Below are 22363 nucleotides of genomic sequence, written 5' to 3' on the forward strand. Positions count from 1 at the left end.
GCCTTCAGACGTACATCCGGCCTTGGATGTCTTGATGCCCGCGGCGTTCCTGGGCCACGGCAACCCCATGAACGCCCTCGAGGTCAACCGGTACACCTCCGCGTGGAGAGCCTTCGGCGCAGCGGTGCCGCGTCCCCGCGCGATCCTGGTGGTCAGCGCCCATTGGTACATCAACGCCACGGCCGTCACCGCGATGCCCCGGCCGAGGACCATCCACGACTTCTACGGGTTTCCTCAGGAGCTGTTCGAGGTGCAGTACCCGGCGCCGGGGCTGCCCGAACTGGCTGAGGAGGTCAGTGACGTCGTCCATCCGACCTGGGTCGGGGCGGACGTCGACAGCTGGGGCATCGACCATGGCACCTGGTCGGTGCTGACGCATGCCTTTCCGGACGCGACGATTCCCGTCGTCCAGCTCAGCATCAACGCCGACAAGCCGATGGACTACCACCTTCAACTCGGCGCGCAGCTGGCTCCACTGCGTCGGCGTGGAGTGCTGATCGTGGCGAGCGGCAATGTCGTGCACAACCTGCGCGGCATGGACTGGGCGCTGGCCGACGACGGCTTCGACTGGGCGCGACGCTTCGACGAGGACGCCAAAACCCGGATGCTGACCGACCCGGGCGAGTACGCGACCCTCGACGCTCACGGGGACTTCCGCCGTGCGGTACCGACACCGGACCACTTCATCCCCGCGTTGTATCTCGCCGGCCTGGCCGCCGCCATGGACACCCCCGACACCGAGGTCCTGGTCGACGGCTACGCCTACGGCTCGTTGTCCATGACGGCCTACACGCTGGGCATGTCCTGTCCACCGGCTGCCGGCCGGGGCGGATCCCCGCAGCCACCGCCCGGGCTGCCGCCGGACGGCTCCAACATCTGAGCAGGCGCCGGCTGGTCAACCGCTTCGGTGCCCGGGCGACCGTACTCAGGTTGCCCGGGCACTGCGGGCTACGCCGTCGGCCTGCCTTCGTGCAGGATCTGGGCCAGCTCGACCGGTCGGCTGAGCATCGGCCAGTGCCACGTCGGCAGTTCCTCGTACCGCCACGGATCGCCGGCCATGTGCCGGCACAGCGGCACGGTGGCGGCCATCTGGCGTGCCTGCTCGACGGTGAAGCTCGACAGCACGCCGAGGCGGGGCACCTTCTCCCACGCCCCGGTGAGCCGCACCGGGGTGGTGGCAGTCGACCACGGCTGGGCCACCGACCGCTCAGCGAGCAACGCGACGACCGAATCATCCACGTCTGCCGCGCCCGCTGCCAGCTCGGCCCACGGCGGGGGTGGCAGCCGCCAGCCGTCGCCGTGTTCGGCGACCACCGCCGCGTTGCGTTCACGCTCCTGGGGCGGGCTGAAGTCGGCGTTCGCCGCGCCGTCGGGTAGCGGGCCGGTGTCGACGAAAACCAGTTGGGCGATGCGGTCGGTCATGCGGTCGGCAACGGCGGTCGTCACGACCGCGCCGGCGTAGCTGTGCCCGACGAGAACCACGTCGTGCAGGTCCTCGTAGCGCAGCAGGTTGACCACGTCGGTGACGTGGACGTCGAGGTCGGTGTCCGGGCGGGCCAGGTGGGCGCGCTCGCCCAGGCCGGTCAGGCTCAGCGGGTACACCTCGTGGCCGTGCCCGCGCAGGGCGGCGGTGACCGGCCGCCAGGCCCATGCGCCGAGCCAGAACCCGGGAACCAGTACGAAGGTCGTCATGCGTGCCACGCTACGATCAATACCGGACATGTTCCGCCCGGATGAGAAATGGGGATTCTTGACCCGGCCGACCGCGCGCGTACTGGCGTTGCTGGAGATCCTCCAGGCCGGCGGCGGCTTCACCGTCGCGGACCTGGCGGGTCGGCTGGGCGTCGACGAGCGCACGGTCCGCCGATACGCCGCGCACCTCGCCGACCTGGGCATCCCGGTCGAGGCCCGGCGCGGTCGCTACGGCGGATACCGGCTCGCGCCTGGATACAAGCTGCCGCCGCTCATGCTCACCGACGAGGAGGCGGTCGCCGTCATGCTCGGGCTCGTCGCCGCTACCCGGGCCGGGCTGGTCACCACCGAAGGCGCGGCCGCCGAGAGCGCGACCGCGAAGATCCGCCGGGTGCTGCCGGCCGTTCTCGCCCGGCGAATCGATTCGCTGCTGGAGACCGTGGACTTCACCGCCCGGGTCCGGAAGCCGGCCCCGCCCGGCATCGAGGTGCTGCTGGTGCTCGCCGAAGCGGCCCGGCATCAGCAACCGGTGAGCATCACCTACACCACCTGGCGCGGCCAGTCCGGAGAACGTCAGCTCGACCCGTACGGGCTGGTCTTCCACGCCGGCCGCTGGTACGTCACCGGTCACGACCACCACCGCCAGGCCGTACGGACGTTCCGCCTCGACCGCATCGGGACAGCCCACCCCCTTCAGGGCAGGTTCGACATCCCGGCCGGCTTCGATTCCACCACGCAGGTACTCACCGGTCTGGCAGCCGTGCCGTACGCGCACGACATCTCCGTGGTGCTGCACACCAGCCTGGAGCAGGCGCAGCGACGAATCCCGCCCTCGGTCGGCACGCTCACCGAGGTGCCCGGCGGAGTGCGTCTCACCGCCCGAGCCGAACGGCTCGACGGTGCGGCACAGATGCTCGCCGGGCTCGGCTGGCCGTTCACGATCGACCGACCGGGCGAACTCAAGGACGAGGTGCGGGCCCTGGCCGCCCGACTGCTCGCCGACGCCACCGCTTGAGGCTCGGAAAAGGTGGTCAGACCCGCCTCGGCCCACGTGCGGACGGCGCGCGGCCGGGTCAGGCCGGCGGATCGTCCCGGAAGAGAGCTTCCCGCACGCCTCGGCCGCCCCAGCGGGTGGCGACGAGTTCGGGACGAGGACGGGTCGGCTCGGGCACCCCACGGTGCCGTCTGGTGTCGGGCGCAGGACGGTCCCAGTCGGCGATCAGCGCGAAAGGATCGGTCACGCGGTCCGGCCCGTCGTCACACCGCTCCCGGACAACCATCGCGGGAAGGAAGCGCAGTTCCTGCGCCGTCCCGCAGTCGTCGGTCCGCGAGGCGATCACGGCCCCGCAGCCTTGACAGGCGACGCAGGGGATCCAGCCCACCATCGACCAGCAACCCGTGTGGACGCGGTCATGGACGAAGCGTGTCCCGCGTACGTCGCCGGGGGAGAGGACGAAGGTGTCGGTGACCTGATCACGGCCGTAGGCGGCCTCGTCGATCGCGTAGGTGCCGGGGCCAAGGAGCGGCGGGTTCACCTGGTGGCAGTCCAGGACCGACCAGTGCGGCGCCGCCGGCAGTTCCACCAACCGGACCGGGACGCTCAGCGGCTTCCCGCAGCCCGCACACCGAAAGCGCTCCACTGCCGCAGTGTGACATCGCCGCCGAGCGGCGGCACGCGCTGCTGTCAAAGCCTCTCCCGGCAGTCCGGGTACGCCTGCACGACCCCGGCTCGGGGGCCGGCGCCCCGTCGAGCAGGGCGCCCAGTCGAGCGGCGGATTCGTCGGTGAGCCGATAGACGCCCTGACGGCTGACGGCGCGTTCGAGACGGCCGTCGACGCCCCGGCACGGTTGCCGGCCTCCCGGGGCCGGACCGTCAGCGCTTGGCGACGGTGAGCAGCACCGCTGAGTCTTCGAGCGCCTCCAGATTGTGCCGGCGGTCCGGCACGATCAGCAGGTCGCCGGCAGCGCCGTCCCAGGAGGTCTCGCCGGCGCCGAGCCGGACCCGGCCGTGCAGGACGTGGACGGTGGCCTCGCCGGGGTTCTCGTGTTCGCCGAGCATCTGCCCGGCGGTCAGCGCGATCAGCGTCTGCCGGAGCGTGTGCTCGTGGCCGCCGTAGACGGTGGAGCTGCTGCGGCCGCTGGAGGAGGTGTGCGCGAGTTCCAGCTGCTCGCGGGCCAGTGCGGTGAGGGATGACTTCTGCATGAGGTCTCCTGTCTGCTCGTCGCGCCGGGCAGGGTGCTCCTCCGCGAACCGTAGCGTGCGCGCCCCGTCGCCGCACCACCGGCCTTCGGCGTGCTCAGCCGCTCACCGCATGGTGGCCTTCGGGGCGCCCTTGCCCGGGTTGATGCGGGTCGGACCGGCGGCCGAGGGGCGGATGTCGAAGTCGAAGATCTCGGTGGGCAGGTAGACGGTCGCGCAGGAGTTGGGGATGTCCACCACGCCGGAGAGCCGGCCCTCGATGGGTGCGGCGCCGAGCAGCAGGTACGCCTGTTCCGGCTGGTAGCCGAAGCGGGTCAGGTAGTCGATGGCGTGCAGGCAGGCGCGCTGGTAGGCGAGCTGCGAGTCGAGGTACCGCTGTTCGCCGTCGAGGGTGACCGAGAGCCCGGAGAAGGCCAGCCACTGGCTGAACTGCGGCGGGGTGTCGCCCGGGATGAAGATCGTGTTCTCGGCGACGCCGTACGTCTGCATGCCGTTCTTGATCAGGTCTACGTGCAGGTCGACGAAGCCGCCCATCTCGATGGCGCCGCAGAAGGTGATTTCTCCGTCGCCCTGGGAGAAGTGCAGGTCGCCCAGCGACAGGTTGGCACCCGGCACGAACACCGGGTAGAAGACCCGGCTGCCGACTGTGAAGTTCTTGATGTCCTGGTTCCCACCGTTCTCCCGGGGCGGGGCGGTACGCGCCGCCTCCCCGGCCACCCGGTCGAAGTCGGCGCCGGTGAGGCTGCCGAGGATCGCGTCCTGCGGCTCGGGGGGCAGGGCCAGGGGCGGCACCCGGTCGGGCGCGGTCGCGATCAGCGCCCCCTCCCGCTGGTTCCAGGTCGCCAGCAGCGACGCGGACGGGGCGGTGCCCATCAGCCCCGGGTGGGCGATCCCGGTGAACGACACCCCGGGGATGTGCCGGGAGGTGGCCTTGCGGCCGCTGAAGTCCCAGACCGCCTTGTAGGCGTCGGGGAACTGCTCGGTCAGGAAGCCGCCGCCGTTGCCGGTGGGGAAGATGCCCGTGTAGCCCCAGCCCTGGCCGGCCAGCGGACCGGACTCCTGCGGGATGGGGCCCATGTCGAGGATGTCGACCATGAGCAGGTCGCCCGGCTCGGCGCCCTCGACGGCGAACGGGCCGCTGAGAGCGTGGACCCGGGTCAGCGGAGCGTCCCGGATGTCCTCGGCGGAGTCGTCGTTGTGGATCGCGCCGTCGAACCACTCGCGGCAGTGGACGCGGAACGACTGTCCGGGCCGTACCGTCGCCACGGGCGGGATGTCGGGATGCCAGCGGTTGTGCCCGACCTTCTCCTGGTCGGTGAACCTCTTCGTCGAGTCTAGAGGGAACAGCAGTTCAGGCACGGTGTCGAGCCCTTCTCGTGCGTCCCGCCGCGGCGGGTCAGGTGGACTGCCCGAGCCCGGTCACCATCGGGGCAGACGGGCGTGGGCCGGGTTCGTCGAGCGGCGTGCCGGACGACGGCCGGGCACCCGCCCGACCACCTCCGGCTGCTCCGCGCTGCGCTCGGTCCGGTCCATGGCGTCGCGCAGCGCCGCCGGCATGCGGGCGAGCCGGGGCGCGGAGAACACCCGGGCCGCCGGCAACCCGCACCGGGGGCAGCCCGTCGACGGGTCCGCGGTGCCGACCGGCGTCACGACGTCGAAGCTGCCGTCCTGCGGGCAGCGGTACTCGAAGGTGGCCATCGCCGCGTCCCGTCCAGCCTTTCGTGCGTGCGGTGGGCCTTCCGCAGCGGCTCACCCTGTCTCTCCGATTGTGGCCTATTACTGACATAAGCGGCGCGAAACGACGAATGAGGCGGAGTTCGTCGCGCCGGCCGAGGCGTGGGACACGTTGGCGATCATCGATGCCTGCGGGCATCGTCTACCTATGGCCGCCGTCTCCTCGTCCTCACTTCTGCGCCGCCTGCGGCCGGGTCTGCCGGTCGCCGTCGCGCTGTCCACCGCCGTACTCGTCACCGCCCTGAGCGCCGCCCCGCCGGCGGACGCCGGCACCGCGTACCCCGCTGCCGCTCCGGCGCCCGGCGGCGCCGCGACGCCCGTCGCGGACCCGACCGGGACCGTGACGCCCACGTCGACGCCCAAGCCGCCCGACCCGCCCAGCACCACGCCGTTCCCGCCGAGCGCGCCCACGAACCTGACCGCCACCCAGGTACGGAGCACGTCCGTCACGCTCACCTGGACGGCCGCCACGCGCGGCTGCTGCCCCGTCGTCGGGTACGACATCGTCTACCTCAGCCCGTTCGACGACGTGGTCTACAGCCTCAGCCTCGGCGACGTCACCACCGCGACGGTCACCAACTACATCCAGCCGGGCCGGCAGTACACGTTCCGGGTGTCGGCCCGGGACGGGGACAACCGTCGCTCGCCCGCCAGCGACCCGCTGACAGTGGTCACGCCGGTGACGGACACCGGCCCGGACACCACCCCGCCCAGCGCACCGGGGAACCTCACGGTCGGCGAGGTGACCGACTCGACCGCCAGGCTGTCGTGGTCACCGTCGACAGACGACGTCGGCGTGCTCGCCTACGACGTCTACCGGTTCGACGGCTGGTTCACCTCCACGCGCGTCGCCACCGTGCCGGGCACCACGTACACGATGTCGCTGCCGGCGCCGACGCCGCTGCGCACGCTGTACTACGTGCGGGCCCGCGACGCCGCCGGCAACGTGTCGATCGCCTCCAACACGGTCACCGTGCCCACGACGCCCACGCCACCGCCCCCGCCGCCGTCGACCTGCCGGGTCACCTACCGGAACCAGTCCGAGTGGCCGGGTGGCTTCGTGACGGCGGTGACGGTCCAGAACACCGGCACGGCGCCGGTCGACGGCTGGACCCTCACCTTCGGCTTCCCGGGGGACCAGCAGGTCACCACCGCGTGGAACGCCACAGTCAGCCAGACCGGCGCCGCGGTGACCGCCCGCAACGCCGACTGGAACCGCCTCATCGCGCCGAACGGCTCCGCGACGTTCGGCTTCCAGGGGCGGTGGAGCGCGAGCGACGCGCCGCCGACCGCCTTCTCGCTCAACGGCACCCCCTGCGCGGTGGGCTGAGCACCGTCCGCGACCGGCTGAGAGGAGCATCGTGAGCACATCGCACCGCCACCGCACCCTGGTCGGGGCCGTCACGGCCGTCGTCCTCGCCGTCACCACCACATTCGGGGGTACGCCCGCGCCGGTCGCCGCCGCCAACACGCTCACCATGCGCGGCGCCGACGTCTCCTCCTTGCAGCGCAGCCTGGACCTGGGCGCTCAGTACTACGACGCCAACGGGGTGGCCCGCGACCCGCTGGACATCCTCCGGTCCGTCGGCGTCAACTACGTCCGGCTGCGCGTCTGGAACAACCCGCGCAGCGGCTACAACAACAAGAGCAAGGTGCTCGTCCAGGCGCGTACGGCGAAGGCCAAGGGCCTCAAGGTGCTGATCGACTTCCACTACTCCGACACCTGGGCCGACCCGGGCAAGCAGTACAAGCCGGCCGCCTGGGCCGGCCACAGCCTCAGCCAGTTGCGCGACGACGTGTACGCCTTCACGTACGACGTCTGCACCGCCCTGCGGGGGCAGGGCACGCCGCCGGACAGCGTGCAGATCGGCAACGAGATCAACGTCGGGATGCTGTGGAACGAGGGCAAGGTCGTCAACAACGACTTCGCCCCGCTGGCCTGGCTGCTCAAGCAGGGCTACAACGCGGTCAAGACCTGCGGCAGCAGCATTCCGGTGATGATCCACACCGCGAACGCCGACAGCAACGCCAACGCACGGTGGTTCTACGACGGCATCCGGGCGCAGGGCGTGCAGTGGGACATGACCGCCCTGTCGTACTACTGCATGTGGCACGGCAGCCTGGCCAACCTCTACAACAACATCGTCGACCTGCGCGGCCGCTACGGGAAGCCGGTGGTGATCGTGGAGACCGCGTACCCCTTCACCCGCGACAACGCCGACGGCGAGCCGAACGCCATCGGCGACGCGACCTGCGACGGCATCAGCGCGACCTGGTCCGGGCAGGCCCAGGAGTTCGACTGGGTGCAGAACACCGCCCGTAACGCCGGCGCGATCGGTGTCTTCTACTGGGAGCCGACCTGGTACGCGGTCAGCGGCAACGGCTGGGACCCGGCGAACATCAACGGCACCGGGAACCAGTGGGACAACATGGCCGTCTTCGACTGGTTCGGGCGGGTGAACCCGGGGGTGCACTGGTGGCCCTGACGGGTCGGCCGGCGCACCCCCGGCTCAGCGCCGCAGGAGCCGGCCGATCGAGTGGCGGCGGCCCCACGCGATGAACACGAACAGCGCGAACAGCACCACCGGGGTGAGCACCAGCGCGCCGCCGTCCAGGATGAACGCCTGGGTGACGGCGGCGCCGACCATGAGCAGCGCGAGCCCGACGGCGGCCAGGCCGGCCAGCCGCGGCACGAGCAGCCCGATGCCACCGGCCAGCTCCACGAGGCCGATGAAGTAGCGGAACCAGGGCGCGGCGCCCATGTCCTCGAAGGACTGGACCGCGTTCGTCTCGCCGAACAGCTTGGGGCCGGCCGAGGCGACGATGAAGAAGACGCCGAGGAGGATCTGGAGCACCCACAGCGTCCGGTGCAGCCCGCGGGCGACGGGCGGGGGAGTGGTGTCGGCAACGGTCGTGGTCATCGTTCCTCCTGCGGTCGGCTGGTGTTCCGCATCCGATCGGACGCACCAGTTCAGACCGGCCAGGGCGGGCGAACTCATCGCTGACAGCCGCGCCACGCAGTGGGGCCACGCCGCCCGTCACCCGGCCGTACCCTCTTCCGGTGAAGCTCCGCCGCCGGCTGGTCGCCGTGTCACTCCTCCTGGCGGTGGAGTCGGCGGCGTTCGCGCTGCTCGTCACCGAGTCCGTCCCGGGTGCGATGGCCGCCGCCGGCCTCACCTGCTTGTCGTTCTGGCTGCACCTCGTCCTGCACGAGTGCGGACACCTCGTCGTGGCGAAGCTGCTGTGCCTGCCGGTCGTCGCGGTCCGTATCGCGCCCTTCAACGGTTGGCGCAACGAGGTGTCGGTAGGGCCTTCGCCGTCGATGACGGCACTGCCGCTGCGAATGGTGCTGTTCTATCTCGGTGGCCCGTCGGCCAACCTGTGCGCCGCGGCGGCGCTGGTCGTCGCGTCGGCGTCCACCGGTACGGCGTGGACGCGGCCGGCGTTGCTCGGCGCCGGGTTCGTCGGGGCGATGCTCGGCCTGACCAACCTCGTTCCGGGGCGGTCGACGAACAGTGACGGCCACCACGTGCTCCGCTGGCTCCGGGCTCCGGCAGCCGCCCGTGCAGGGCTGCGGGCACACCCGGCCCACCCGCAGCCGGCCCGGTCAGTCCCCGAAGCCGCTCGGGTGGGCGTCCGCGACCGCGTTCAGCAGCACACCCTGCTCCAGCAGCGCCTTGCAGGCGCAGAGGACCATGGTGAACCCGCCCATCGAGTCGATCGCCCTGCCCACGGCCTGGTCGGCGGTGCCGGCGAAGCCGCTCTCGGTGATCCGGACCAGCGTGGTGTCGCCCTCGCCCGGCAGGAACCGCCACTCGACCTGGGTGGGTGACTCCGGATCCCACTCGACCAGGATGCGGCGGTTCTCCTCCACGTCCTTGACGGTGACGACGGTGGAGACGCCGTACATCTCCCACTCCCAGGTGACAGTGGCGCCGGGTTCCAGCCGGCCGCTGCTCCTGGTGAACCAGAACCTCGTGGTCACCGCCGGGTCGGCGAACGCCTGGAAGACCTCGGCGGCGGGCCGGCGGACGAGCATCTGCGCGGTGATGACGGGGGGTCGGGTCAAGCGGTCACTGTCCACGGTCAGCGGTGTTCCCTTCTCTCCCTCGGGCACGGCGAACGCGGTCACTATATGGCCGGAATTCGCTTGAGCGATGCCGCGCCGTGAGTCAGAGTCGGGCCATGATCTCCTACCGGAAGGGCGGCGACGCCCCGGCGCGATGAGCGCCCGCACGCGGCGCGACGGCGCCGCGACGATCCCGCAGGCCGTTCGCGGCGGTGACCCCGGCGGCCTGTGGCAGCAGGCGGTCCGGATCCGCCAGGAATGGCTCGACCACGCCCTGTCCACGCAGCCGGCCGACCGGCCGGCCGCCGAGCGCTGCCTGACCGCCGTCTACGCGAGGGCGTCGCGGCCGCGACCCCGGTTCGAGTGGGTCGACTCGCCGGCCAAGGCGATTCCCCTGGTCGCCGGCTGGCCCACACTCGACTCGCTCCACGACCGCATCCGGGCGGCACGGCCGCCCAGGACGCCGCTGGTGGCGAGCGACATCGCCATGATCGTGTCCCAGCTCCGGGGTGCCCTCAGCGCGGGCGTGGCGCACACCGATCCCGAGCTGTCACCCGCCCGCACCGGTAAGGCCAGGGAGCCGTGGCCCGAGCTGCCGCCGCAGCGGGCCCTCGACAGCGGCGTACCGCTCGCCGTCGTGCTGCACCAGGGGGTACGCGCGGCGCTGCACCGCAGCCTCGCGCACGGGTTCTACCTGCCGGTGCGTGCGGCGCTGGCGAGCGGCGGCCCGGTGCCCGTGTGCTGGTACGGGCAGCAGGACGCGTCATGGATCGCGTACTACGACGTGCTGCGCCGGCTCGGCCTCGCCCGGTACGGGCCGGACGAGGACGGGCACCTCGACACCTGGGCCGGCCTGGCCCGCTCCGGCGGCTGGTGGTGGCCGGGGGAGGACGTCTGCGTCGTCGTGGACCGGCCGGCGGTCATCCGGACCGAGCCCGTCGCGGGAACGGCGCACGACCGGATCCGGCTGCGACCCGGCGGCGTGCGCTATCGGGACGGCTGGCAACCACCGCTGAGCGGCGCGGGCGCAGACATTGATTTGATAGGCGGCGATAAATAGATTGGACTCGGGCGCCGCCGAGGTCCGCGGACCTCGGCGGCTTGACCGGGCCGCCTTCGAGCCGGGCACATCGGTCGTACGCATCGACCACTCACCCTGGCGCATCGCCGCGCCGCATCCTCGCGCGCCGCCGCGTCCGATCCGGGACGCGTGCCGCCGCGCCCTGCCCGACGTCGAAGGACTCTCCATGACGATTCTCCGTGCCCGACCCGCACCGCTCGTGGCGGCCGTCGCCGCGCTGGCCGCCGTCACCGCGGCCGGTACGGCCCTGCTCACCGGCCCGGCCGCGGCCGCGCAGGGCTGCCGGGTCGACTACACACCCAACCAGTGGCCCGGCGGGTTCACCGCGAACATCAAGGTGTCACCGGGTGACACAGCCGTCTCCGGCTGGACCGTAACCTGGACGTACGCCGGGGACGAGCGCGTGACGAACGGCTGGAACGCCACAGTCAGCCAGTCCGGGTCGACGGTGACCGCCCGCAACGTGTCGTACAACGGCAGCATCCCGGCCGGCGGCTCGACCGAGTTCGGCGTGCAGGGCACATTCGGCGCCGCAGGCGGCACGCCGACCGGGTTCAGCCTGAACGGCGTACCGTGCAACGGCGCCGGCCCGACCACACCGCCGCCCACCACGGCGCCGCCGACCTCAGCCCCGCCCACGACCGCCCCGCCCACGACGGCGCCGCCGACCACGGCGCCGCCGACGACCGCGCCGCCGACCACGGCACCTCCCACGACGGCGCCGCCGACCACCCCACCGCCGAGCGGGTGCGCGGGGGCGGTGCTCTGCGACGGTTTCGAGAACCAGACCGGTTCGACGCCGTCGGGTGACTGGAGCGTGGTGAGCCCGGACTGTTCCGGCGCCGGCACGGCCACCATCGACACGTCCACCACGCACAGCGGCAGCCGCGCGGTCCGCATCAACGGCGCGGCCGGGTACTGCAACCACGTGTTCGTCCGGACCACGAAGAACCTCAGCGGCCTGGGCAGCGTCAGGTACGCCCGGATCTGGGTGCGGCACACCACCGCCCAGCCCACCGACCACACCACGATGATCACCATGGCCGACGCCGCCGACGGCAACCGGGACCTGCGGCTGGGCGGCCAGAACGGCGCGCTCCAGTGGAACCGCGCCTCCGACGACGCCACGCTGCCCGAGCAGAGCCCGGCCGGGGTGGCGCAGAGCGTGCCGCTGCCCACCAACCGCTGGGCCTGCCTCGAGTTCATGGTGGACGGTTCGGCCGGTCAACTGCGTACCTGGCTGGACGGCGTCGCGGTGACCGGGCTGACCGCCGACGGCGTGCCGACGCACGACATCGACGGCCAGTGGTACAACCGCACCTGGCGACCGCAGCTCACCGACCTGAAGCTGGGCTGGGAGAGCTACGGCGGCGGCGCCGACACCCTCTGGTACGACGACGTCGCCGTCGGGTCCAGCCGGATCGGCTGCTGACGTGCCGTCGCCGGGTGGCTCAGTGCTCCACCGTCATGCGCTGCGTGCCGATCACGGAGAGCAGCCGCAGCGCCTCCTCCGACGGTGAGCCGGGGGTGGCGGTGTAGATGACCACCTGCTGGTCGCGGTCGGTGATGTCGAGGACGTCGCAGTTGACAGTCACCGGCCCGACCAGCGGGTGCCGGAACGTCTTGCACAGCGTCCGTGCGCCGCCCACCTCGTGCGAGGCCCACAGGCGGGCGAACTCCTCGCTCCCGGCGAGCAGCTCCGCGATCAGCGCGGCCATCTCCGGATCGTCCGGATAGCGGGCCGCGGCGGCGCGCAGCCGTCCGACCGAGTGGCGGGCGAACTCGCTCGCGTCCGACACGCCGTACATCAGGTGCGGGCCGAGGAAGGCCCGGCGGACCAGGTTGCGGTCCCGCCGGGACACCGCGGAGAAGTCCTCCATGAGCGCCGCCGCGAGGTCGTTCCAGGCGATCACCTCGAACGCCGCCGAGGTCACGAACGCCGCCGCCTGCGGCAGCCGGTGCAGCAGGTCCAGCACGCTCTGGCGTACCTCCCGGGGTGGCCCGGGCGGCGGCGCGGGCGGCTCCCCGGCCAGGTGGTGGAGGTGGTCGCGTTCGGCGTCGGAGAGCCGCAGCGCGCGGGCCAGCCCGGCCAGCACCTCCCGCGACGGACGCGGACCCCGGCCCTGCTCCAGCCGCGTGTAGTACTCGGTCGAGATGAACGCCAGCCGCGCCACCTCCTCGCGACGCAACCCGGGGGTGCGGCGCCGCCGTCCGGCGGGCAGGCCCACGTCGGCCGGTGCGATCTGTTCCCGCCTGCTGCGCAGGAACACTGCCAGCTCACGTCGGTCCACGACCCCAGTGTGCCCGTGCGCGGCGGCGCGTAACCAGGTACCGGCCGTACCTGGATGGGCTCCGCGACCGGACGCAGGCTTGCCGGCATGGACACCACACGAACCGACACGACCGTCCACCCCACCACCGGCCTGCTGGCCGGCAAGGTCGCCTTCATCACCGGCGCCGGGCGCGGCATCGGCGCCGCGGCGGCCCGGCTGTTCGCCGCCGAGGGCGCCCGGGTGCTGCTCGCCGCCCGGACCGAGGAACAGCTGAAGGCGGTCACCGAGCAGATCCGGGCCACGGGCGGCACCGCCGAGTACGTCGTCTGCGACCTGGCCGAAGCGGCGAGCGTGCGTGCCGCCGTCGACCGCGCCGTCGAGGTGTACGGCCGCCTCGACGTCGCCTTCAACAACGGCGCGACGATCGTGCCGCCCGGACCGATGGACCGGGTGCGCGAAGACGACTTCGACCACGTCTACGCCGTCAACCTCAAGGGACCGTGGCTCGCCATGGTCGCCGAGGTCGCCGCGATCCGGGCCACCGCCGGCACCGGCGCGATCGTCAACAACTCCAGCGTCGGCAGCCTGATGGGCAACCCCGAACTGCCCGCGTACGGGGCGATGAAGCGCGCCGTGAACAGCCTTACCGAGTCCGCCGCGGTCACCTACGGGCCGGAGGGCATCCGCGTCAACGCGATCGCCCCGGGCAGTACGCTCACCGAGATGATGCGCTCCTGGGACGCCGAGTCGCCGGGCATCATCGACCGGCTCGCGGCCGCCACGCCGTTGCGCCGGGCCGCCGAGCCCGACGAGATCGCCCAGGCCGCCGCCTGGCTGCTCAGCGACCGCGCCTCCTTCGTCACCGGCACGGTGCTGCGGGTCGACGGCGGCGCGCGGGCCTGACCCGGCTCAGACGGTGGCGTCCTGGACCGGCCGGGGCTCGACCGCGCCGGCCGGGACGGGCGAGGGCCGGAAGCCCTTCACGACCAGGTAGACACCGAGCGAGAACTCCCACACCGCGATGGGGAGCGCGGCGACAGCCGTCACCGGCGACAGCCGGTCCCAGGCGCCGAACAGGACGCCGAGGTCGGAGGCGACGAGCAGTGGCGCGCCGACGAGACCGAGCACCGGCAGCACGCGCGGCACGAGGCGGGACTGGTACAGCAGGGTGCCCACCAGCAGCGCGTTCACTGCCGGCAGGAGCGACTGGCTGAGCAGGAACACCGAGTCGTAGAAGGCGACGAGCGCCTGGCCGGTGACGAGCGCGTCCGGCCCGGCCCCGGACCGCCGCAGCGCGACGAGCGTCAGGACGCTCGCGACGCCGACGAGGATGCCGGCTGCCTCCAGGCCCCGGGCGCCGGCGAAACCCAGCGCCCGGGCCGGGCCCTGGTGCTTGAGCACCGGGTACAGCGCGACGGCGGTGCCGACGCAGGCGAGCGCGACGATCATCTCCAGCACGCCACCGAGGACGACCGGGGCGTCCGACGTGGTGCCCAGGACGTAGTCCGCCTCGCGGATCGGGGCGTACAGGGTCAGGGTGGGGATCGAGACGAAGGTGAGCAGATAGGCGCCGCCCGCGACCAGCGACGTCTTTCGCAGTGAGTCCATCGGGTTTCCCCTCCGCCGCCGCCCGGCCGATGGTGGTCGTGCCCTCACTGTCCTGCGGACCGGCCCGGCGGCGCATCGGCCGCTCGGGCAGTCACCTCGCGCGATGCGTACGGGCCACCGGTGCGGCACACCGGTGGCCCGTACGCGTCAGCGGCTCATCGCGTACGCCACCACGATCGCCGCGACGAGCGCGAGCGCGGCCAGCACCGCCGCCGCGATCTTCGCCGCACTGTAGGGGCGCTCGCCGATGACCTGACCGGTCCGCGCGTTCACCAGCACCTGGTACGACCGCCCGGCGTGCAGGTACGCGGCGATCCACACCGGCAGCAGGACCAGCTTGTACGACACGTCGGAGTACGTGGTGTCGACGGCGGACACCCGCTGCTCGTCGCCGCCGATGTCCGACCGGCAGTCCCGCTCGATGACCGGCGCCATCCGCGCCTTCGCCTCGGTCAGCCCTGCCTCGGGCTCGGTGTCGTACCGCAGGGCCTGGTATCCGGCCAGGTAGTCGCCGTGGTAGGCGGTCACCTCGGCCAGCGGCCACGGCGCAAGCTTGTCCAACTGCTCGGTGGGCAGGTGGGTGGTGGCGGGCACCAGCACATCGTCGAAGTCCCGGCGGACGGTGCCGGCGGCCGGATGCCACCGGGTGTGCCGCACCTGCCGGGTCCGCGTCTCCTGCTTGCCGTCGACCGTCACCGTGTACGTCTCGGTGACGTAGTAGTGCTCGCCCCGCTGACCCTGGTAGTCCGACACGGTCCGCGCGTCGAACGTCCAGTGCGGCAGGTACGTGCCCTTCAGCGTCTCCGCCTCGGTGATCTTCTTCAGGCTCCCGGGCGCGAACCAGCGGCTGCCGCACCACTGGCCCAGGGCCGTCCGCACGCCGTTACGGTCGACGGCGAACGGCAGCACCGCCTCCGGCGCGATCAGCTCACCCGCTCCGGCGTCGGCCACCAGCGGGGTGGCGCAGAACTGGCAGCGCTGTGCCAGCGCGTCGCTCTCCGTCCGGGCGCCGCAGCCCGGGCAGACGAACGTGTGCGCCCCGACGCTCGCCACCGGCTTGCGGGGCAGCGACGCCAGTTCCGCGTACGCGTGCTCGCGCACCTCCCGGCCGGCGCCGGCGATCTCCTGCCGGTACCCGCAGTACGGGCAGCTCAGCGTGGTGGTGCCCGGCGCGTACTCCACCCGGGCGCCGCACCCCCCGCACTGGTACGAGGGCGGCGAGACAGCCGTGTCGCTCATGCCGGCGGCAGCGGCGGCGGGACGCTGGCGAGGACCGACGCCAGCTCGGGCACCTGCCCGGCGGGCTGCCACTGCGCCATGCCGGCGCGCCAGACGAGCGTGTCCGCGCCGAGCGCGCCCGCACCCGCCTGCTCGGCCAGCCCACCGAGGTCGTACGGGCCCTGCCGCTGGCCGCCGACGCCGACGTACCACTGGGCCTGGTCCGGCAGCGGCGGCGGCTCGGCGGCGGCCGGCTGCGCGGGGGCCGGCTGGGCCGGCACCGGCTGCGTGGCCGCGCCCCCGCCCATCGACCGGGCCATCTGCTGGCCCATCGCCATGCCGAGGCCGAGGCCGATGCCCGCGCCCGCCTCGCCACCCGGGTTGTTCGCCGCGGCCTCCATCGCGTTCGCCGCCTGGAAGCGGGTGTACCGGTCCAGGTCGCCGACCGCGCCCATGCTGGTCCGCTTGTCCAGCGCCTTCTCGACCTCCGGCGGCACCGACACGTTCTCGATGACGAACTTGGGGATCGCGATACCGACCTCGGCCAGTTCCTCGGTCAGCACGGCGGCCAGCCGCCGGCCGATCGCGTCCTGGTGCGCCGCGAGGTCCAGCAGCGGCACCCCGGCCGTGGCGAGCGCGCCGCCGAGCCGCCCGACCATGAGCTGCCGCAGGTACTCCTGCACCTCCTCGGTGCGGAACTGAGGGTCGGTGCCGACCAGTTCCCGTAGCAGCCGCGCCGCGTCCACCACTCGGGCCGCGAAGGCGCCGAACGCCCGCACCCGCACCACACCGAACTCGGCGTCGCGCAGGATGACCGGGTTCTGGGTGCCCCACTTCATGTCCGTGAACTGCCGGGTGTTGACGAAGTACACCTCGGCCTTGAACGGAGAGTTGAAGCCGTACTTCCAGCCCTTCAGGGTGGACAGGATCGGCAGGTTGCGGGTCTCCAGCGTGTACGTCCCCGGTGCGAAGACGTCGGCGATCTTCCCCTCGTTGACGAACACCGCCGTCTGGGACTCCCGGACGACCAGTTGGGCGCCCATCTTGATCTCGTTCTGATACCGGGGGAATCGCCAGACCATCGTGTCGCGGCTGTCGTCCAGCCACTCGATGATGTCGATGAGCTCGCCCCGGAGCTTGTCCATCAGCCCCATCGCAACCCTTTCCTCGGCGCCGGTCTCCGGCGTCGCGGCGACCATAGCAACCGCCCGCCACCTGCGAAAAGACAGCTTTTCGGCGCTATCGGCGGCCACCGATCGGAGGCGCTCAGCCGGTTTCGCCGGCCATCGATTCGCCGGTGGCCGTACGCTGCTCCGGAAGCCGGGACGCCCGGCCGGGGGTATCGACGAGGCGCTCGGTCTCCTGCACCAGATAGTGCGGGCGGCGCTTGGTCTCGTAGTAGATCCGGCCGATGTACTCGCCGATCACCCCGAGGATCATCATCTGGATGCCGCCGAGCCCGATCACGCTGACGATGATCGTGGTGTAGCCGGGCACGTCGATGCCCTTCTCCACGGCGTCCGCTACCACCCAGGCCATGTAGCCCACCGCGATGAGCGTGAGGAACAGCCCGCCGTAGATGGCCAGGCGCAGCGGCCGGTTGTTGAACGACAGCAGGCCGTCGAACGCGTAGTTGAACAGCTTGCCGAACGTCCAGCGGCTGTGCCCGGCCTGCCGGGTCTCGTTGCGGTGCGCCACCACCGCCGTGCGGAAGCCGATCCACGAGAACAGGCCCTTGGAGAAGCGGTTGTATTCCGGCATGGCCAGGATCGCGTTCACCGCGAGCCGGGACAGCAGCCGGAAGTCGCCCGCGCCGTCGAGCAGGCGGACGTCTATCCACCAGTTGACCAGGCGGTAGAAGGAGCGCGAGGCGACCATCCGGATGAACCGGTCCCCACGCCGGTCCCGGCGGGCGATCACCTGGTCGAAGCCCTGGCGGTAGAGCATCACCATCTCGGGCAGCAACCGCGGCGGATGTTGCAGGTCGGCGTCCATGATGACCACCGCGTCGCCGGTGGCCCGGCGCAGGCCGGCGAGCATGGCCGCCTCCTTGCCGAAGTTGCGGCTCAGCGACGTGTAGCAGACGGCCGGGTCGGCGGCGGCGAGCCGGCGCAGCGCCGCAAGCGTGCCGTCCTCGCTGCCGTCGTCGACGTACACCACCTCGACGTCCACGTCCTGCAGTTCGGCGAACGCGACGCTGAGCATCTCGTGCAGCCGCTCCACCGACGCTTCCTCGTTGAAGCAGGGCACCACCACTGACAACCGCACGGCGCTCACCGTGCCCGGCCCGCGCCCGGGCACCCGGCGTCAGAGGCGGTAGACAAGCGTGCCATCGACATCCTCCCGGGTGATGCCCAGCCCGTCGACCGGCCGGGTCTCGATGCCCTCCCACGGCGTCCCCGCCGCGCGGCTCGGCACCGCGACGACCGACCGCACGCCGATCCCGCGCAGGTACGCCACGCTGCCCGCGTCGGGGAACGAGGCCACGGCGACCCGGGTCTGGGCCTGGGTGACCGGCTCGAAACCGCCGAGCCCGTTGGTGATCCGGGGGAACCCGTCGGTCGACCACAGCATGTAGTTCAGGTCGCCCACCCCACCGGCGGGCAGCACCAGCATGGGTTCCGGCGCGGTCCGCATCGCCGCCGGTGGCGTCGGCACGACCGGGTGCGGCGTACGGTTGACGCCCTCCAGCGTGACCAGGGCGAGCGGCACCAGCAGGACCAGTGCCGCGACGGCCCGGGACGCGCGCGCCGCCGCCGGCCGGCGCCACGACTCGGCCAGCGCGGTCACCAGCCCGGCCGCCAGCACGGCCAGCAACAGGCTGGTCCAGTGCATCATCCGGCCCGGGGTGCGCAACGCGTCCCAGCCCGGCAGGAGCCGGGACAGCGTCAGGTAGCCGGGTTCGCCGTCCCCGCCGAGCGTGGAACCGAGGCCCAGCAGCACGGTGCCGGCCACGCCGAGGCCCAGCGTGACCCGGTGCCGCACCGGGAAGGCCGAGACGAACAGCCCCGCCGCGGCCAGCCCGATCAGCGTCATGCCTGGTAGCAGTGCCATCTCCGGCGGCCAGGTGAGCTGTTCGCGGGCGGCGGCGTGCCGTTCCCCCCACAGCCACGAGTCGCCGGGCGCGGTGACGAACCCGATCAGCGGCGGGGAGAACATCTTGGTCCAGTCCAGCGACCGGACGGCCTGCGGGTTGAGGTCGACCACGCGCAGGTAGACCAGCCCGAGCAGCAGCGTGACGGTGCCGAACACGGCGCCACCGGCCAGGTCCGCGACGAGCAGCCGCCGGCCGAACGGGGGCCGTTCCCGCTTGCGCCACCAGGACCAGCCGTAGCAGCCGGCCGCCACCAGCGCGGCGGCCAGCAGGAAGTAGACGAGCGGCAGCCCGATGCCGAAGCCGAGCGTGACCTGCCAGGCCGCGACGAGCCACCCGGCCACCGCCCAGCCGGGCCGACGGCGCTCCGGGCGGTATCCGTGGCGCAGCGACCAGCCGTGGCCACGCGCCAGCATCGCCAGCGCCAGCGCGATCCCGCCGCTGGACAGGATGTTCAGGTGGCCGGAGTGCGCCAGCCGCCACGGCGCGTACGCCCACGCCACCCCGGCGACCGCACCGCCCCAGCGGTTCGCGCCGAGCTGCCGGGCCAGCGCGTACGCCCCGACGAACGCCAGCGCGTGCAACAGCACGTAGAGCACGTTGTAGCGGATCAGCGCGGCCTCGAATCCGGAGCCGAGCATCCCGAACGGCGCGTAGCCGAGCAGCGTGTCGCTGTAGGCGTAGGTGTAGCGCTCCGGATAGAACGTGTTCGAGTTCCACAGGTTGGCCGGGTCGTTGAGCAGGGCGTGCCCCGACCAGGCGACCTGCCACGCCTGCAACGTCGGGTCGCCCAGGTCGCCGGGGATCGTGGTCGCCGGGTGCCGCAACGTCGGCCAGGTCAGCACCACCGCCAGCAGCAGACTGCCCAGGATCGCCAGCGTCCACTCCGGGTTCGGCCGCCACCGGCGGCTGCCGTCCGTCGGGCGCTCGTCGGTGGGGCTGTCGTCCGAGGGCGGATCGGCGGGCGGCTGCGCGGGACCGCTGTCCTCAGCGGCCGGCGGGGCGACGGCGGGCCGGATTTTCATGGGATAGATGCTTCACGATGCTGCTGATCCTGTCGATCCGCTGTCCGAAATATGGTTGAAACTTCCGGCCCGCAGTACCGGAAGGGCCGGCTACGCGAACCGGTCCGCGAGCGCCGACAGCTTACTGACGTACGCCGGCCAGTCATAGCCGTCGGGGACGTTCCGGTTCTCCCGCCCCAGCCCGATCGCCGCGTCGTGCTGCTCGCGCATGATGTCGGCGTGACCGGCGTGCCGGGCCAGGTCGACGCAGACGTGCACGATGATCTGGTGCAGCGTGACGTCCTGCCGGCCCGGATACCACCACGGCACCCGCCCCGGCGCGTCCAGCGGCAGCGTCTCGATCGTCTCGTCCGCGAACGCTCCTACCCGGCGGTAGAGGTCGATCAGCCCGTCCTTGGTCTCGTCCTCCCGGGCGTACCAGTCCGCCTGCGGGTCCGCGTCGAACATCTCCAGCGCGACCAGTTCCCCGGGGTTGGGGAACTCGCGGCCGAACGTGGGCCCGAAGTAGCCGGCCTCGACGTTCAGGCAGTGCTTGAGCAGGCCCAGGAAGTTGTTGCCGGTCGCGGTGCGGGGAAGCCGGGCCTCGCGTTCGCTCAGCCCGTCGAGCTTCCAGATCAGGTTCTCCCGGATCGCGCGGAGGTAGTGGTGCAGCGCGGTCTTCGGGTCCTTCGATTCGGTCATGCCCGACACTCTCGCGCATGGGTCGGACATCGTGGGGGCGGCGGCGGTCAGCCGGTCTGGTCGTTGTCCTTGTGCGCGCCCCACCCGTGCCAGCGCTCGATCTCGATCCACGCGCTGACCCGGCCGCGGTCCCGTCGCGGGTACGGCCGTCCGGTGTAGTGCTGCGAGATCCGGTCGATGTCCGCCAGGCCCTCGTCGTCGCGCACCTCGACCACCCGCCCGATGAGGCTGACGTGGGTGTACCAGTTCCCCTCGTCCAGCACCGTCAGGGAGACCCGGGGGTCGCTGCGCAGGTGCGCCAGCCGGCGGCGGCCCTCGTCCATGTTCACCAGGACGCGGCCGTCCTCCCAGAGGTACCAGGTGGCCGCGGTCACCGGCTGGCCGTCGCGCAGTGTGGCGATGACGGCGGGATTCGGCTTGGACAGCATGGCGACGGCGGGCTCGGGCAGCGGCGGCTTCGACATGGCTCCCACTCTACGTACCCGCCGGTCCCGCCGCTGGTCATGCGGCGGGCGGGGCTCCCCGGCGTCGTGGGCCGGGGAGCCCGTCGCGTGCCGGTCAGGCGCGCACGCTCCACCGCTGGTTGGTGCCGCCGTGGCAGTCCCAGAGGTTGATCCTGGTCCCGTTGGCGGTGCCGTAGCCGGCCGCGTCCAGGCAGCGCCCGGACTGGACCCCACTGATCGTGCCGTCGGCGTTGAGGTTCCACTGCTGGTTGGGCTGGCCGTTGCAGTCCCAGATGATCACGCTGGTGCCGTTGGCGGTGCCCCGCCCGTTGGCGTCCAGGCACTTGTTGCCGAGCACCTGCAACTGCTTGGCCGAGGTGTACGTCCAGCGCTGCATGGTGCCGCCCCAGCAGTCGTACAACTGCACGGCGGTGCCGTTCGTGGTGCTGCCGTTCGGCACGTCCAGGCACCGGCCCGAGCCGACGCCGACCAGTTGCACGTTCTGGTAGGTGCCCCCGCCGCTGCCGGGGGTGCCGATGCTGCCGGACACCGACTGCAACGCGCGGTACCAGACGGCGGCCATCTTGTCGTAGCCGGTGGCGGTCGGGTGGATGCCGTCGATCAGGTCGGCGGTGGTCAGCGCCGAGTGCTGGTCGACCAGGTGGACGCGCTTGCCGGCGTTCACCTTCGACTGCACGATGCCCGGGATGGCGGCGTTGAACGTGCGCACCGCCGCCTCCTGGCCGGAGTTCGCCAGCGGGATGATCTGCGCGACGAACACGTCCGCGTTCGGCGCCGTGTTGGTGATGCGGTCGATCAGCGACGACAGCCGGTTCGGCGCGGTCGAGACGTTGTAGTTCTGCAGGATGTCGTTGGTGCCGATGTGCAGCAGCACGGTGCGTGGCTGGTAGGAGTTCAGCCAGCCGGTGATGTTGGCGTCGATCTGGTCGATGCGCCAGCCGGGGTGGCCCTCGTGGTCGTGGTCGCCGAGGTTGCCCGGCCCGTTGAACTGGGAGCCGACCAGGTCGACCCGGTAGCCGCCGGCCGCCATCCGCTGCCACAGGCCGATCCGGTAGCCGCCCGGCACCTGGGTGCCCTCGGTGATGGAGTCACCGAGTGGCATCACCCGGGTGCCGCCGTTGGACTCGGCGCCCGCCGGGCCGGCGGGCGTGAGCACGCCGGCGGCCAGCAGGGCGAGCGCGGCGCCCGCGGTGAGCCATCTTCTCGCTCGGGTACGCATGACTG

General features: G+C 72.1%; 23 protein-coding genes. 7 read left to right on the forward strand and 16 right to left on the reverse strand.

Annotation, left to right across the window (positions count from 1 at the left end; genetic code table 11):
• Positions 1–34: 34 nt before the first annotated feature.
• Positions 35–880, forward strand: a complete 846-nt coding sequence (gene ygiD / locus ACGFIA_RS23310) for a 4,5-DOPA dioxygenase extradiol (RefSeq protein WP_393262011.1) — start codon at positions 35–37, stop codon at positions 878–880.
• Between the two features lie 68 nt (positions 881–948).
• Here ygiD and ACGFIA_RS23315 read toward each other — a convergent pair whose 3' ends face one another.
• On the reverse strand, positions 949–1692 hold the full coding sequence (locus tag ACGFIA_RS23315; protein ID WP_393262014.1) for an alpha/beta fold hydrolase: 744 nt from the start codon (positions 1690–1692) through the stop codon (positions 949–951).
• 58 nt (positions 1693–1750) lie between these two features.
• On the opposite strand from ACGFIA_RS23315, the gene ACGFIA_RS23320 reads away from it, so the two are divergent.
• Positions 1751–2707, forward strand: a complete 957-nt coding sequence (locus ACGFIA_RS23320; RefSeq protein WP_393262017.1) for a helix-turn-helix transcriptional regulator — start codon at positions 1751–1753, stop codon at positions 2705–2707.
• 58 nt (positions 2708–2765) lie between these two features.
• Here the strand turns inward: ACGFIA_RS23320 and ACGFIA_RS23325 are convergent, their stop codons facing one another.
• The 4 genes from ACGFIA_RS23325 to ACGFIA_RS23340 form a co-directional block, all read right to left on the reverse strand.
• Positions 2766–3275, reverse strand: coding sequence for a hypothetical protein (locus ACGFIA_RS23325; protein ID WP_357480290.1), 510 nt, complete (start codon positions 3273–3275; stop codon positions 2766–2768).
• 290 nt (positions 3276–3565) lie between these two features.
• The gene (locus tag ACGFIA_RS23330; protein ID WP_357385765.1) at positions 3566–3895 is read right to left on the reverse strand and encodes a cupin domain-containing protein; all 330 of its coding nucleotides are present in this window, start codon (positions 3893–3895) and stop codon (positions 3566–3568) included.
• A 102-nt stretch (positions 3896–3997) separates the two neighbouring features.
• Positions 3998–5251, reverse strand: a complete 1254-nt coding sequence (fmdA, locus tag ACGFIA_RS23335) for a formamidase (RefSeq protein ID WP_357480293.1) — start codon at positions 5249–5251, stop codon at positions 3998–4000.
• Between the two features lie 60 nt (positions 5252–5311).
• A complete protein-coding gene (locus ACGFIA_RS23340) occupies positions 5312–5590 on the reverse strand; it encodes an FmdB family zinc ribbon protein (RefSeq protein ID WP_357385769.1) in 279 nt (92 codons plus the stop codon).
• Positions 5591–5774: 184 nt separating this feature from the next.
• On the opposite strand from ACGFIA_RS23340, the gene ACGFIA_RS23345 reads away from it, so the two are divergent.
• Both ACGFIA_RS23345 and ACGFIA_RS23350 read left to right on the forward strand, forming a co-directional pair.
• On the forward strand, positions 5775–6956 hold the full coding sequence (locus tag ACGFIA_RS23345; RefSeq protein ID WP_393262022.1) for a cellulose binding domain-containing protein: 1182 nt from the start codon (positions 5775–5777) through the stop codon (positions 6954–6956).
• A 31-nt stretch (positions 6957–6987) separates the two neighbouring features.
• Complete coding sequence (locus ACGFIA_RS23350; RefSeq protein WP_393262025.1) at positions 6988–8112, forward strand: arabinogalactan endo-beta-1,4-galactanase; 1125 nt, start codon at positions 6988–6990, stop codon at positions 8110–8112.
• Between the two features lie 24 nt (positions 8113–8136).
• Here the strand turns inward: ACGFIA_RS23350 and ACGFIA_RS23355 are convergent, their stop codons facing one another.
• Both ACGFIA_RS23355 and ACGFIA_RS23360 read right to left on the reverse strand, forming a co-directional pair.
• Positions 8137–8547 (reverse strand): DoxX family protein, encoded by a 411-nt coding sequence (locus ACGFIA_RS23355; RefSeq protein ID WP_393262028.1) that lies wholly within the window; start codon positions 8545–8547, stop codon positions 8137–8139.
• Between the two features lie 686 nt (positions 8548–9233).
• Positions 9234–9695: an SRPBCC family protein gene (locus ACGFIA_RS23360; RefSeq protein ID WP_357385777.1), complete on the reverse strand. Its 462-nt coding sequence runs from the start codon at positions 9693–9695 to the stop codon at positions 9234–9236.
• A gap of 154 nt (positions 9696–9849) precedes the next feature.
• On the opposite strand from ACGFIA_RS23360, the gene ACGFIA_RS23365 reads away from it, so the two are divergent.
• Positions 9850–10755 carry a DUF6745 domain-containing protein gene (locus tag ACGFIA_RS23365; RefSeq protein WP_393262031.1) on the forward strand — a complete coding sequence of 302 codons (906 nt, stop codon included), beginning with the start codon at positions 9850–9852 and terminating at the stop codon, positions 10753–10755.
• Positions 10756–10942: 187 nt separating this feature from the next.
• The gene (locus ACGFIA_RS23370) at positions 10943–12208 is read left to right on the forward strand and encodes a cellulose-binding domain-containing protein (protein WP_393262034.1); all 1266 of its coding nucleotides are present in this window, start codon (positions 10943–10945) and stop codon (positions 12206–12208) included.
• A gap of 19 nt (positions 12209–12227) precedes the next feature.
• Here ACGFIA_RS23370 and ACGFIA_RS23375 read toward each other — a convergent pair whose 3' ends face one another.
• A complete protein-coding gene (locus ACGFIA_RS23375) occupies positions 12228–13067 on the reverse strand; it encodes a helix-turn-helix transcriptional regulator (protein ID WP_357385783.1) in 840 nt (279 codons plus the stop codon).
• 87 nt (positions 13068–13154) lie between these two features.
• Here ACGFIA_RS23375 and ACGFIA_RS23380 point away from each other — a divergent pair, with 87 nt between their 5' ends.
• Positions 13155–13952 (forward strand): glucose 1-dehydrogenase, encoded by a 798-nt coding sequence (locus ACGFIA_RS23380; RefSeq protein WP_357385785.1) that lies wholly within the window; start codon positions 13155–13157, stop codon positions 13950–13952.
• A 6-nt stretch (positions 13953–13958) separates the two neighbouring features.
• On the opposite strand, the gene ACGFIA_RS23385 is transcribed toward ACGFIA_RS23380, so the two are convergent.
• From ACGFIA_RS23385 to ACGFIA_RS23420, 8 genes are all read right to left on the reverse strand, one after another.
• Complete coding sequence (locus ACGFIA_RS23385) at positions 13959–14657, reverse strand: DUF4386 domain-containing protein (protein ID WP_357385787.1); 699 nt, start codon at positions 14655–14657, stop codon at positions 13959–13961.
• A 147-nt stretch (positions 14658–14804) separates the two neighbouring features.
• A complete protein-coding gene (locus ACGFIA_RS23390; protein WP_357385789.1) occupies positions 14805–15896 on the reverse strand; it encodes a hypothetical protein in 1092 nt (363 codons plus the stop codon).
• On the reverse strand, positions 15893–17029 hold the full coding sequence (locus tag ACGFIA_RS23395) for an SPFH domain-containing protein (protein ID WP_357385791.1): 1137 nt from the start codon (positions 17027–17029) through the stop codon (positions 15893–15895). The genes ACGFIA_RS23390 and ACGFIA_RS23395 overlap by 4 nt, the downstream gene beginning before the upstream one ends.
• A 112-nt stretch (positions 17030–17141) precedes the next feature.
• On the reverse strand, positions 17142–18143 hold the full coding sequence (locus tag ACGFIA_RS23400) for a glycosyltransferase family 2 protein (RefSeq protein ID WP_393262039.1): 1002 nt from the start codon (positions 18141–18143) through the stop codon (positions 17142–17144).
• A gap of 39 nt (positions 18144–18182) precedes the next feature.
• A complete protein-coding gene (locus ACGFIA_RS23405; protein WP_357385795.1) occupies positions 18183–19994 on the reverse strand; it encodes a hypothetical protein in 1812 nt (603 codons plus the stop codon).
• A 90-nt stretch (positions 19995–20084) separates the two neighbouring features.
• Positions 20085–20675: a DinB family protein gene (locus tag ACGFIA_RS23410; RefSeq protein ID WP_357385797.1), complete on the reverse strand. Its 591-nt coding sequence runs from the start codon at positions 20673–20675 to the stop codon at positions 20085–20087.
• Between the two features lie 47 nt (positions 20676–20722).
• Positions 20723–21139, reverse strand: coding sequence for a PPOX class F420-dependent oxidoreductase (locus ACGFIA_RS23415; RefSeq protein WP_357385799.1), 417 nt, complete (start codon positions 21137–21139; stop codon positions 20723–20725).
• 94 nt (positions 21140–21233) lie between these two features.
• Positions 21234–22358, reverse strand: coding sequence for an RICIN domain-containing protein (locus ACGFIA_RS23420; protein ID WP_357471698.1), 1125 nt, complete (start codon positions 22356–22358; stop codon positions 21234–21236).
• Between the last annotated feature and the right edge of the window lie 5 nt (positions 22359–22363).

This window comes from Micromonospora sp. NPDC049203, from assembly GCF_043197215.1.
Taxonomy (GTDB): Bacteria; Actinomycetota; Actinomycetes; order Mycobacteriales; family Micromonosporaceae; genus Micromonospora.

Bases quoted from the DNA above. Each gene is read 5' to 3' on its own strand.
- ACGFIA_RS23340 (WP_357385769.1), bottom strand. From the start codon at position 5,590: ATGGCCACCTTCGAGTACCGCTGCCCGCAGGACGGCAGCTTCGACGTC.
- ACGFIA_RS23345 (WP_393262022.1), top strand. From the start codon at position 5,775: ATGGCCGCCGTCTCCTCGTCCTCACTTCTGCGCCGCCTGCGGCCGGGT.
- ACGFIA_RS23380 (WP_357385785.1), top strand. From the start codon at position 13,155: ATGGACACCACACGAACCGACACGACCGTCCACCCCACCACCGGCCTG.
- ACGFIA_RS23405 (WP_357385795.1), bottom strand. From the start codon at position 19,994: ATGAAAATCCGGCCCGCCGTCGCCCCGCCGGCCGCTGAGGACAGCGGT.
- ygiD (WP_393262011.1), top strand. From the start codon at position 35: ATGCCCGCGGCGTTCCTGGGCCACGGCAACCCCATGAACGCCCTCGAG.
- ACGFIA_RS23415 (WP_357385799.1), bottom strand. From the start codon at position 21,139: ATGTCGAAGCCGCCGCTGCCCGAGCCCGCCGTCGCCATGCTGTCCAAG.
- ACGFIA_RS23390 (WP_357385789.1), bottom strand. From the start codon at position 15,896: ATGAGCGACACGGCTGTCTCGCCGCCCTCGTACCAGTGCGGGGGGTGC.
- ACGFIA_RS23410 (WP_357385797.1), bottom strand. From the start codon at position 20,675: ATGACCGAATCGAAGGACCCGAAGACCGCGCTGCACCACTACCTCCGC.
- ACGFIA_RS23330 (WP_357385765.1), bottom strand. From the start codon at position 3,895: ATGCAGAAGTCATCCCTCACCGCACTGGCCCGCGAGCAGCTGGAACTC.
- ACGFIA_RS23355 (WP_393262028.1), bottom strand. From the start codon at position 8,547: ATGACCACGACCGTTGCCGACACCACTCCCCCGCCCGTCGCCCGCGGG.
- ACGFIA_RS23385 (WP_357385787.1), bottom strand. From the start codon at position 14,657: ATGGACTCACTGCGAAAGACGTCGCTGGTCGCGGGCGGCGCCTATCTG.
- ACGFIA_RS23420 (WP_357471698.1), bottom strand. From the start codon at position 22,358: ATGCGTACCCGAGCGAGAAGATGGCTCACCGCGGGCGCCGCGCTCGCC.
- ACGFIA_RS23315 (WP_393262014.1), bottom strand. From the start codon at position 1,692: ATGACGACCTTCGTACTGGTTCCCGGGTTCTGGCTCGGCGCATGGGCC.
- ACGFIA_RS23395 (WP_357385791.1), bottom strand. From the start codon at position 17,029: ATGGGGCTGATGGACAAGCTCCGGGGCGAGCTCATCGACATCATCGAG.
- ACGFIA_RS23370 (WP_393262034.1), top strand. From the start codon at position 10,943: ATGACGATTCTCCGTGCCCGACCCGCACCGCTCGTGGCGGCCGTCGCC.
- ACGFIA_RS23365 (WP_393262031.1), top strand. From the start codon at position 9,850: ATGAGCGCCCGCACGCGGCGCGACGGCGCCGCGACGATCCCGCAGGCC.